The following is a 10457-nucleotide window of genomic DNA, read 5'->3' as shown; positions in this document are numbered from 1 at the left end:
GCCTCCGGCCCGCTCAGCCGGCCAGGTGGCCGCCGCCGATGCCGCTCAGCAGGCTGCCGACCGGGCCGATGCCGCCCAGCAGGTCGGCCGGGTTGGAGCCCAGCGAGGGCACGCCGCCCAGCCGGTTCTCGGCGGCCGGGGTACCGGTCAGCGCGCCCAGGGCGTCGGCGCCCGGCAGCGACCGGGTGAGCCCGCCGGTGGGCAGCGCACTGGTCAGCGTCCCGGTGGGCAGGCCGCCGGTCGGCAGCGCGCCGGTGACCGTGCCCAGCGGGGAGCCGGCGCCGGCGCTGCGGGTGCCGGGCACCGAGGGGAGCAGCTTGCCGGCGACGGCCGGGCCCGCGCGGTCGACCAGGGCGGGGGCGACCTGGCCGGCGATGGTGGAGAGCGCGCCGGTGGCGGCGGTGGTCTTGCCGGCGGTGTTGGTCACCGGGCCGAGCGCCTGGTCGGCGTCGGGCAGCGCGGCGGCCACGGTGTGGCCGGCCGCGTCGCTGGTGGCCGGGACGCCGGTGGCGACGGTCGCGGCACCGGTGGCGCCCGCGGACTGGCCGAGCTCGTGGGCCGCGTCCTGCACGGTGCCGCCGGGGGAGTCGAGCTGGGTGAGGCCGGATCCCAGGTCGGTCCCCTGCGGCACCAGGTCGGCGGCCGAGGCGGAGCCGGCCGCGATCAGCGGGGTCGCGCCTGCCGCGACGAGCAGGGCGGCCTGGGCGATCCGGCGCTTGAGGGGGTGAGACATGGTGCTCCTAAAGGATGAGGACAGGGCGGTCCGACGGGCGGACACCGTGCTTACCGCTCAGGAGGCGGGAAGGTTTCGGCCGGTAAAGGTAAAGTGCAGGTAAAGATCAGACGATCGTCTTTCCGGCATCCGCGACATCCCGGGCATCGGGCACCGACCCGCAGAACCGTCACTTCCCTTGCCGGGGAAGGTCCGTACCGACCCGGTCGGCCATGCCCACGGGCCCCGGGTCGACCCCCGGAGGCGGTCCACCGGGGTTGACCGGATTCACCCGCCGGGCGGTAACCCGCTCATACGTCCGTCAACGTACCGTCACGCCTTCGCGGGCGCCCCGAGGGTGACCAGCACCCGGTCGGCGGGGGCGTTCTCGGCCTGCGGCCGCCAGCCGTCCGACGGCCGGTCGAACCGCCACACCTTGCCGTCGTACGCGACCGCGCCGATCCCCAGCTCCTGCGCCTGCGCGACCGCCCACTGGGCCACCGCCCAGCCGGACTGCCGCAGCGCCTCCGGCCCCGCGCCCGCCGAGGCCGACGCCTGCGGGCTGAGCGCCAGCACCGGGCGCGCGTCCTTGGCGGCCGGCGCGGCCGGACCGACCGCCACCACCCGGCCGAACTCCCGGCGGACCCGCTCGGTGACGTCCTGTGAGCGGCGGGCCGGCGAGGACGGCGGGGCCGCCGCCGGGGTCCCCGCCGCAGCGGCCGTGCCCGAGGACGCGGCCGGCGACGCCGCGGAGGCGGCCGCGGCCGGGTCGGCAAGCTCGTGCACCACGCAGTTCAGCGCCGCCGGCTCACGGCCCGTCAGCACCGAGGAGACCAGCGTCGCGTTGGACTCGTGCTTGGCGTACGCCTGCGGGTAGCCGCTCTTCTGCACCTGCTGGGCGGCGTCGGTCAGCGGCATCCGGGCGTAGCCGGGCACCTTGACCAGGCCGTCCAGGAACTTGTTGGTGGCGTACACCGGGTCCTGGATCTGCTGCGCGGTGCCCCAGCCCTGCGACGGCCGCTGCTGGAACAGGCCGATCGAGTCGCGGTCGCCGCCTTCCAGGTTGTGCAGCTTGGACTCCTGCATCGCGGTGGCCAGCGCGATCGTCACGGCCCGCTCGGGCAGGCCGCGGGAGAGCGCCACCGAGGCGATGGTGGCCGCGTTCGCCGCCTGCTCCAGGTCCAGCGTGCCGGAGCCCGCCGCCGTGGTGATCCGGCAGCCCTCGGGCGGGACGGTCAGCCGGTCCCGGTTGAACCAGAGCACCACCCCGGCCGCCAGCGAGAGCACCACGAGGCCGATCAGCAGCCGGCGCACCAGACGGGAGCGGCGCCGCCGCCTGCCGCCGGGCGCCGCCACGGCGCCGCCCGCTGTGCCATCCGCCCGCTCGGCCACCGGCCGCCCCTCTCGTTCGCTCCGTCGCCCGCACACCGTACCCACTCGGACGGCCGTGCGGTCCGCACGGTTGCGCCGGGCACCCTCCGCGGGGCCCGGCACCGATACGCTAAACCACCATGAGCAGCCCGAACACGCCCCTCGACCTGAGCCTCGACGGCGGTGCGCTGACCGCCCTGCTGGTCGACCTCCCGTCCGTCAGCGGCGACGAGCAGGCCCTCGCCGACGCGGTCGAGGCCGCGCTGCGGGAGCTCCCGCACCTGACCGTCGACCGGTTCGGGAACAACGTCGTCGCCCGCACGGACCTCGGCCGCGCCGAGCGGGTCCTGCTCGCCGGGCACCTGGACACCGTGCCGATCGCCGACAACCTCCCCTCCCGCGTCGAGGGCGACCTGCTCTACGGCTGCGGCACCTCGGACATGAAGTCCGGCGTCGCCGTGCAGCTGCGCCTCGCCGCGACCCTCGCCGAGCCCAACCACGACCTCACCTTCGTCTTCTACGACTGCGAGGAGATCGAGGCCTCCCGCAACGGCCTGGGCCGGCTCGCCGCCGAGCGGCCCGACTGGCTCGCCGCCGACTTCGCGGTGCTGATGGAGCCCAGCGGCGCCGTGGTCGAGGGCGGCTGCCAGGGCACCCTGCGGGCCGACGTCGTCCTCACCGGCACCCGCGCCCACTCGGCCCGCAGCTGGCTGGGCGACAACGCCGTCCACAAGGCCGTCGAGGTGCTGCGCCGGCTCTCCGACTACGCCCCGCGCCGGGTCGTCATCGACGGCCTGGAGTACCGCGAGGGCCTGAACGCGACCCGGATCGACGGCGGGGTGGCCGGCAACGTCATCCCCGACGAGTGCCGGGTGCACGTGAACTTCCGGTACGCGCCGGACCGCTCCGAGGAGGAGGCGGCCGCGCACGTGCACGAGGTCTTCGCGGGCTTCGAGGTGACCGTCACCGACACCGCGCCCGGCGCGCTGCCCGGCCTGGACCGGCCCGCCGCGCAGGCCTTCCTGGCGGCCGTCGGCGGCGAACCGCGGGCCAAGTTCGGCTGGACGGACGTCGCCCGGTTCAGCGCGCTCGGCATCCCCGCGGTCAACTACGGACCCGGCGACCCCAACCTCGCCCACAAGCGCGACGAGCACTGCTCGCTGACCGCGATCGCCGAGGTCGAGGCCCGGCTGCGGGCCTGGCTGACCGGCGCCTGACAGCCACCGGGCGGTTGCCCGCCGTTCGCCGAAATCGGTGGACGGCGGGCGTAGGGTTTCGTCATGACAGGCACTGGAGACGAAAAGCACTACGGGCACGGTCCCGAAGAAGTCGACGCGCCCGAACGCAAGAAGCCCTGGCCGGAGAAGCAGAAGGGCCCCGTGCTGCTGCGTCGCGACCAGGTCGGCACCAGCACCACCGACCAGCGGCTGCTGGACACCACCGGCCCCACCGACTGGCTGCACACCGACCCCTGGCGGGTGCTGCGGATCACCTCGGAGTTCGTCGAGGGCTTCGGCGCGCTCGCCGAACTGCCCGCCGCCATCAGCGTCTTCGGCTCCGCCCGGACCGCGGTCGACTCGCCCGAGTACGCGGCCGGCGTGGCCATCGGCCGCGCGCTGGCGGAGGCCGGCTACGCCGTGATCACCGGCGGCGGGCCGGGCGCCATGGAGGCCGCCAACCGCGGCGCCTCCGACGCCGGCGGCCTGAGCGTCGGCCTCGGCATCGAGCTCCCCTTCGAGCAGGGGCTCAACGAGTTCGTCGACCTCGGCCTGAACTTCCGCTACTTCTTCGTCCGCAAGACGATGTTCGTGAAGTACGCGCAGGGCTTCGTGGTGCTGCCGGGCGGACTCGGCACGCTCGACGAGCTCTTCGAGGCGCTCACCCTGGTGCAGACCCGCAAGGTCACCCGCTTCCCGGTGATCCTCTTCGGCAGCGCCTACTGGGGCGGGCTGGTCGAGTGGCTGAAGAACACCCTGATCGCCCAGGGCAAGGCCTCCCAGCACGACCTGGAGCTCTTCCACGTGGTGGACGAGGTCGAGGACGTGCTGAAGATCCTGGCCGAGACCCGGCGGCCGAACGGCACCGCGGTCTGACCCGGGCGGCGCCTACGCGAGCCCCCGGCGGGCCACCGCCGGGGGCCGGGTGCCCCGGATGGAGGCGACCATGTCGAGCACCTGGCGGGTCTCGGCGACCTGGTGCACGCGGTACACCTGCGCGCCCAGCCAGGCGGAGACCGCGGTGGTCGCCAGGGTGCCCAGCAGGCGCTCGTCCACCGGCCGGTCCAGCGTCTCGCCGACGAAGTCCTTGTTGGAGAGCGAGACCAGCACCGGGAAGCCGGTCGCGGTCATCTCCGGCAGCCGCCTGGTGGCCTCCAGCGAGTGGCGGGTGTTCTTCCCGAAGTCGTGGCCCGGGTCGATGATCAGCGCGTCCCGCCGCACGCCCAGCCCGGCGGCGCGCTCCGCCAGGCCCACGGTGACCTCCAGGATGTCGGCCATCACGTCCTCGTACCCGACCCGGTGCGGCCGGGTGCGCGGCTCGGCGCCGCCCGCGTGGGTGCAGACCAGGCCGACGTCGTACCGGGCGGCGACCTCGGCGAGCTTCGGGTCGACCCCGCCCCAGGCGTCGTTCAGCAGGTCCGCGCCGACCTCGCAGACCGCCTCGCCGACCTCGTGCCGCCAGGTGTCCACGCTGATCACCGCCCCCGGGTGGCGCTTGCGCAGCTCGGCCACGAACGGGACGGTGCGGCGCAGCTCCTCCTCGACGGTGACCTCGTCGCCGGGGCCGGCCTTGACCCCGCCGATGTCCAGGACGGCCGCGCCCTCGGCCACCGCGCGGTCGGCGGCGGCGAACGCGGCCTCGTCCGCGAAGGTGGCGCCCCGGTCGAAGAAGGAGTCCGGGGTGCGGTTCACGATGGCCATGATCACGAGTTCGTCCGCGCCGAACTCGCGCGGGCCCAGACGCAGTGCCACCGGAATCTCCTCCACAGCTCGCCCGGGTGCAATGATGGGCCCCGGCCTGTCCGGGGACCATGATCCCACCATTGCCGGAGACGGGCCGCGGAGTATCGGAGGCGGCTCGTGTTCTGGGTGATCGTGGCGGCGATGGCCGTGGTGGTCGGCGGTGCGGCGCTGGTGGCGCTCGGCGGGGGCGGCGTCCTCCCGGAGGCGGTGCCGGACCGGATGACGCCCCGGCTGCCCGAGGACCGCCCGCTGGCCCGGCACGACGTGGACGGGCTGCGGCTGCCGATGGCGCTGCGCGGCTACCGGATGGACGAGGTGGACGACGTCCTCGACCGGCTCGGTGCCGAGCTGGCGCTGCGGGACTCCCGGATCGCCGAGCTGGAGGCCGCCGCGGTGGTCCGCGGCGCGGTCGAGGCGGCGCCCGACCTCGCGGTGCAGGACGAGACGCTGCCCGGCCTGGAGGCCTTCGCCGCCGTGGTCGAGCGGCCGGCCCCGACGGCAGACGCCCCGACGGCAGACGCCCCGGCCGAGGCGGCCGCGGCCGGCGACGAGCAGGCCGAGCAGCAGGCCGCCGAGGAGCCCGACGGGCCGGCCGCGGACGCGGCGGCCGGGGCCGACCTGGAGAAGAAGCAGAAGTGAGCGACGAGGCGGCCGCGGCCGGCGCGGTACCCGGACCGGACGGGCTGCTCCGCTGCGGCTGGGGGCTGTCGGCGGACGACTACCGCGCCTACCACGACACCGAGTGGGGCCGGCCGGTGCACGGCGACGGCCCGCTGTTCGAGCGGATCAGCCTGGAGGCCTTCCAGTCCGGGCTCTCCTGGATCACCATCCTGCGCCGCCGGGAGGGCTTCCGGGCGGCCTTCGCGGGCTTCCGGATCCCCGAGGTGGCGGCCTTCGGCCCCGCCGACGTGGAGCGGCTGCTCCAGGACCCGGGGATCATCCGCAACCGGGCCAAGATCGAGGCGACCGTGGCGAACGCCCGCGCCGCGCTCGACCTGGACGGCGGCCTCGACGCACTCGTCTGGCAGTACGCGGCCGAGCCCGGCCGGCCGGCGCCCCGGACGCTCGCCGACGTGCCGGCCGTGACCCCGGAGTCGACCGCGCTGGCCAAGGACCTGAAGAAGCACGGCTTCCGCTTCGTCGGCCCGACCACCGCCTACGCGCTGATGCAGGCCTGCGGCCTGGTCGACGACCACCTGGCGGACTGTCACGTCCGTACGGCGGCCGCCGACCCGGGCCGCGGCTGAGGGCTCAGCGGCCGACGTAGCGCGGGGTCTCCTTGGCCACGAACGCGCGGACGGCGATCGTGTGGTCCTCGCTCGCCCCGGCCAGCGTCTGCAGCTCGTCCTCCTTGTCGAGCAGCTCGCTCAGCGAGTGCGACGCGCCGTAGGCCAGCGACTCCTTGACGGCGCCGTAGGCGACGGTCGGTCCGGCCGCCAGCTCCGCCGCGAACGCCCTTGCGGTCTCCGCGAGTTCGGCGGCCGGTACGACCCGGGTGGCGAGCCCGAGGGTGAGCGCCTCGGAGGCCTTCACGGTGCGCGGCAGCATCAGCAGCTCGGTCGCCCGGGCGTGCCCGACCAGCCGGGGCAGCGTCCAGGAGACGCCCGAGTCGGCGGTCAGCGCGACCCCGACGAAGGACGTGTTGAAGCCCGCGGTGTCGGCGACGATCCGGAAGTCGCAGGCGAAGGCCAGCCCGGCGCCCGCGCCGGCCGCCACGCCGTTGACCGCGGCGATCGTGGGCTTGCGCATCCCGGCGAGCGAGCGCAGCAGCGGGTTGTAGTGCTCCGCGACCGTCCGCAGGGCGCCCTCGCCGGTCTCCTCGGCGCGCTTCAGCAGCCCGAGGTGCTCCTTGAGGTCCTGCCCGACGCAGAACGCCCGGTCGCCCGCGCCGGTGAGCAGCACCGCGCGCACCGCCGGGTCGGCGGCGGCCCCGGCGACCGTGTCGCGCAGGGCCACCTTGGTGGCCACGTCCAGTGCGTTCATCGCGTCCGGGCGGTTGATGGTGATGACGGCGAGCGCGCCGTCGAGCTCGTAGCGCACGGGGTCGGACATGGGCGAGGGCTCCCTGCGGGTGGTGGGGCGGTCGGGGCGGCGGGCCGGTCGGGCCGGCCGTCCTGATCAGGATGGCCCAGTCCGCGGCCGCCTGGGGAGTGTGAGGTAGCGCACCTCCGCGGGCCGCGCCGGGTAGCGCCCGAATGGGGCTTCTGGCTGGTGATGGACCGGTATGGGAGGGTGCGGTCGCCGTTGCCCAGAGAGTGATGTTGGTCATCGGGGTGCGGGATGCGGGATAATGGCTTCCGATCAATGCGTTCGATACCGGCGGTGGACGGACCTCCGGTACGTAGCTGAGCGGTTGCAGGAAGGGGAACGAGCATGGCGGCCATGAAGCCGCGGACGGGTGACGGCCCGCTCGAGGTCACCAAAGAGGGGCGGGGCATCATCATGCGAGTTCCGCTCGAGGGCGGCGGTCGCCTGGTGGTGGAGCTGACGCCCGATGAGGCGGAGGCCCTGGGCGAGGCTCTGAAGAAGGCCTGCGGCTGACGCAGCGGGTGCTCATCCTCATCTCCTGGAGATGCCGGCAGGGCCCGGATCCGATCAGCGGATCCGGGCCCTGTGCCGTCCGCCGGCCGTGCCGCGGACGGGGTGTCAGCGCTTGACGGCGCAGAGCAGGCCGTCGCTGACCGGCAGCAGCGCGGGCAGCAGCCGGTCGCTCTCGCGCACCTCCCGGACGAGCTCGCGCACCGCGTGGGTCTGCGGGTCGTCCAGGTCGGGCTCGGCGAGCCGGCCCTCCTGGAAGACGCCCTCGAAGCAGACCATGCCGCCCGGACGGAGCAGCCGCAACGATTCTGCAAGATAGGACTGCGACTCGGCCGGATCGCCGTCGCAGAAGACCAGGTCGTACTGCCCGTCGGCGAGGCGCGGCAGCACGTCCAGCGCCCGGCCGGGGATGAACCGCGCCCGGTTCGGCGCGAAGCCGGCCGCCTGGTACGCCTCCCGGGCGTACTGCTGGCGCACCGGCTCGCGGTCCACGGTGGTGAGCACGCCGTCGGGTCTCATCCCGCGCAGCAGGTAGACCCCCGACACCCCGGTGCCGGTGCCGATCTCGGCGACCGACTTAGCGCCCACGGCCGCCGCGAGCAGGCGCAGGAAGGCGCCGCCGCTGGGGCCGATCGCCCGTATCCCGGTCCGCGCCGACTGGGCCCGGGCGTAGGTCAGCACCGCGTCCTCGCCGACGTAGGTGTCGGCGAGCGCCGCGCGCTCGGGCCCGAACTCGGTGATGGCTGCCTCTTCCGGAGCGCCGGATGCCGACCCGATGTCGACATTTTCAGCCACAGATTACTGGCCGCCCGGGAACCGCGTTCGGCGGCGGGCCGTTGAAGGGGGCAGGACTTGGCGATCGGGGCGGGTGCGGCGCCGTCGCGGCGGGCCGCCGGCCCGTCCCGGGGGCGGTTGCGCACTTTATCCGGATCCGACGGGCGAGGTGGATATGGTGGTGGCCCTGCTGGGCAGAAGAGCCGACCGAGGAGGTGTGGCCGAGGGCGACGTCCCTGTGCAGCGGCACGTCCGCGGCACCTCGTCGGCCCGTACGCCGAAGCCCGTGATGAACCAGCCCGCGCACGCCCCCCTGGACGCCGCCGCCGCGAACGGCGACGCCGTGACCGAGCCCGCCCCGCTCGCGAGCTTCGCCGAGGGCCCCGACGCGCAGAGCTGGTCGCCGCCCTCCTGGGAGGAGATCGTCGAGGCGCACAGCGCCCGCGTCTACCGCCTCGCCTACCGGCTGACGGGCAATCAGCACGACGCCGAGGACCTCACGCAGGAGGTCTTCGTCCGGGTCTTCCGCTCGCTCTCCACCTACACGCCCGGCACCTTCGAGGGCTGGCTGCACCGCATCACCACCAACCTGTTCCTGGACATGGTGCGCCGCCGCCAGCGGATCCGCTTCGACGCCCTCGCCGAGGACGCCGCCGAGCGCCTCCCCAGCCGCGAGCCGAGCCCCGCCCAGCACTTCAGCGACACCCACTTCGACGCCGACGTCCAGCAGGCGCTGGACACCCTGGCGCCGGAGTTCCGCGCCGCCGTGGTCCTCTGCGACATCGAGGGCCTGTCCTACGAGGAGATCGCGGCCACCCTCGGCGTCAAGCTCGGCACCGTGCGCAGCCGCATCCACCGCGGCCGCTCGCACCTGCGCGCCGCCCTCAAGCACCGCGCGCCGAACGCCGCGCCCGGCCGGATGCGCCGCGGCGGCTCCGCCGAGCCCGTCCCGGTCGGTGCCGACCCCGGCACGGCAGGTGGCCTCGATCGGAGGGGCTCGTGAGCGGCGGCACCCCCGTGGGCGGCGGCCCGGAGCCGGCCGGCCGGTCCCGCCGCGGCCCGTCCTGGGCCCAGCTCGGCCGCCGCACCGCCGAGCCGGCGCAGAGCGCCGAGCGGCCCGCGGCGACGGCCCTGCGGCCCGTCCCGGTCCGCACCGCCGAGCCGGTGGACGAGCACCACCTCGGCGACCGCCTCTCCGCCTACCTCGACGGCGAGCTCGGCCACGAGCCCCGCGAGCGCGTCCAGGCGCACCTGGCCACCTGCCCGGACTGTCTCGCCGAGGCGGACGAGGCCCGTGCGGTCAAGCACCTGCTGACCCGCACCGACACCCCCGGCCCCTCCTCGACCCTGATGGCCCGCCTGATGGCGGTCGCCGCGCTCCCCGACGACGAGCAGGACGGCGGCCCGGGCAGCGGGGCCGTCCCGCCCGGCGCCGGCACGCTCGGCGGCAGCCGGCTCACCGGCGGCTCGTTCGGCCGCGGCGCCGGCTCCTCCTTCGGCTCCGGCGCGCTGGGGGCGGACACCCCGATCCCCGGCGTCGACCCGCGGGCCGGCCGGCCGGGCCCGATGTTCCCCGCCGACCGCCCCTTTCCGGCCGAGCGGCCCTATGCCGCGGGCGGCCACGGCCTGACCTCCGGGCAGCCGTCCGCGCTGCGCTCGCTGACCGAGCTGCGCTCCCGGCGCGCCCCGATGCCCACGGGCCGTCCGGCGGCCGAGCCGGCCGCGGCCGCGGCGGGCACCGGCCGCGCCGCGGCGCCGTTCGGGCGCCGTTTCGTCTTCGCCGCCGCGGGTGCTTTCTCGGTGGCGGCGGTCACCCTGGGCGGTGTCGGCGGGTCGGCCGTGCTCGGCGGCGAGGAGCCCGGCCACCGGGTCACCCCGGTGAGCGGTCCCGGCGCCGGGGCCGGCCCGCGCGACGCCCCGCGGCCCGCCGACTTCCCGATGGTCCCGGCGCTCGCCCCGCACGTCCCCGCCGCGGCGGTGCAGCCGACCGGCGCGGGCACCGGCGGCGCCGCGATCCCGCACCACCAGCTCCGCTAGCGGCCCCGGCCCCGCCGGCGGCGGCCCCCCCCCCGCGGGGGGGTCGCCACCGCGGCCGCGGGCGC

Annotated in this window: 12 protein-coding genes; 7 read left to right on the top strand and 5 right to left on the bottom strand. The window is 75.7% G+C overall.

Annotated elements, in window-relative coordinates; genetic code table 11:
- Window positions 1-13: 13 nt before the first annotated feature.
- Both ACFV0G_RS25455 and ACFV0G_RS25450 read right to left on the bottom strand, forming a co-directional pair.
- Window positions 14-733 (bottom strand): hypothetical protein, encoded by a 720-nt coding sequence (locus ACFV0G_RS25455; RefSeq protein WP_380552298.1) that lies wholly within the window; start codon window positions 731-733, stop codon window positions 14-16.
- 312 nt (window positions 734-1045) lie between these two features.
- Complete coding sequence (locus ACFV0G_RS25450; protein WP_380552295.1) at window positions 1046-2104, bottom strand: hypothetical protein; 1059 nt, start codon at window positions 2102-2104, stop codon at window positions 1046-1048.
- Window positions 2105-2223: 119 nt separating this feature from the next.
- On the opposite strand from ACFV0G_RS25450, the gene dapE reads away from it, so the two are divergent.
- Both dapE and ACFV0G_RS25440 read left to right on the top strand, forming a co-directional pair.
- Window positions 2224-3300, top strand: coding sequence for a succinyl-diaminopimelate desuccinylase (dapE, locus tag ACFV0G_RS25445; protein WP_380552292.1), 1077 nt, complete (start codon window positions 2224-2226; stop codon window positions 3298-3300).
- A gap of 63 nt (window positions 3301-3363) precedes the next feature.
- Complete coding sequence (locus ACFV0G_RS25440; RefSeq protein WP_380552289.1) at window positions 3364-4176, top strand: TIGR00730 family Rossman fold protein; 813 nt, start codon at window positions 3364-3366, stop codon at window positions 4174-4176.
- A 12-nt stretch (window positions 4177-4188) separates the two neighbouring features.
- On the opposite strand, the gene folP is transcribed toward ACFV0G_RS25440, so the two are convergent.
- Window positions 4189-5001, bottom strand: a complete 813-nt coding sequence (gene folP, locus ACFV0G_RS25435; RefSeq protein ID WP_380552304.1) for a dihydropteroate synthase — start codon at window positions 4999-5001, stop codon at window positions 4189-4191.
- 159 nt (window positions 5002-5160) lie between these two features.
- Here folP and ACFV0G_RS25430 point away from each other — a divergent pair, with 159 nt between their 5' ends.
- Both ACFV0G_RS25430 and ACFV0G_RS25425 read left to right on the top strand, forming a co-directional pair.
- Entirely contained in the window at window positions 5161-5682 is a 522-nt protein-coding gene (locus tag ACFV0G_RS25430; protein ID WP_380552285.1) for a DivIVA domain-containing protein, read from the top strand.
- Window positions 5679-6290 (top strand): DNA-3-methyladenine glycosylase I, encoded by a 612-nt coding sequence (locus ACFV0G_RS25425; RefSeq protein ID WP_380552282.1) that lies wholly within the window; start codon window positions 5679-5681, stop codon window positions 6288-6290. Before ACFV0G_RS25430 ends, ACFV0G_RS25425 begins: the two co-directional genes overlap by 4 nt.
- A gap of 4 nt (window positions 6291-6294) precedes the next feature.
- On the opposite strand, the gene ACFV0G_RS25420 is transcribed toward ACFV0G_RS25425, so the two are convergent.
- Window positions 6295-7095, bottom strand: coding sequence for an enoyl-CoA hydratase/isomerase family protein (locus tag ACFV0G_RS25420; RefSeq protein WP_380552279.1), 801 nt, complete (start codon window positions 7093-7095; stop codon window positions 6295-6297).
- Between the two features lie 321 nt (window positions 7096-7416).
- On the opposite strand from ACFV0G_RS25420, the gene ACFV0G_RS25415 reads away from it, so the two are divergent.
- The gene (locus ACFV0G_RS25415; RefSeq protein WP_380552276.1) at window positions 7417-7584 is read left to right on the top strand and encodes a DUF3117 domain-containing protein; all 168 of its coding nucleotides are present in this window, start codon (window positions 7417-7419) and stop codon (window positions 7582-7584) included.
- 105 nt (window positions 7585-7689) lie between these two features.
- Here the strand turns inward: ACFV0G_RS25415 and ACFV0G_RS25410 are convergent, their stop codons facing one another.
- Complete coding sequence (locus ACFV0G_RS25410; RefSeq protein WP_380552273.1) at window positions 7690-8376, bottom strand: O-methyltransferase; 687 nt, start codon at window positions 8374-8376, stop codon at window positions 7690-7692.
- 154 nt (window positions 8377-8530) lie between these two features.
- Between ACFV0G_RS25410 and sigE the strand changes: the two genes are divergently transcribed.
- Window positions 8531-9358 (top strand): RNA polymerase sigma factor SigE, encoded by an 828-nt coding sequence (gene sigE, locus ACFV0G_RS25405; RefSeq protein WP_380552301.1) that lies wholly within the window; start codon window positions 8531-8533, stop codon window positions 9356-9358.
- On the top strand, window positions 9355-10392 hold the full coding sequence (locus tag ACFV0G_RS25400; RefSeq protein WP_380552270.1) for a zf-HC2 domain-containing protein: 1038 nt from the start codon (window positions 9355-9357) through the stop codon (window positions 10390-10392). The genes sigE and ACFV0G_RS25400 overlap by 4 nt, the downstream gene beginning before the upstream one ends.
- Window positions 10393-10457: the final 65 nt, after the last annotated feature.

The organism is Kitasatospora sp. NPDC059571 (assembly GCF_042735675.1).
Classification (GTDB): domain Bacteria; phylum Actinomycetota; class Actinomycetes; order Streptomycetales; family Streptomycetaceae; genus Kitasatospora.
This window is presented reverse-complemented; position numbering and strand designations above follow the sequence as displayed.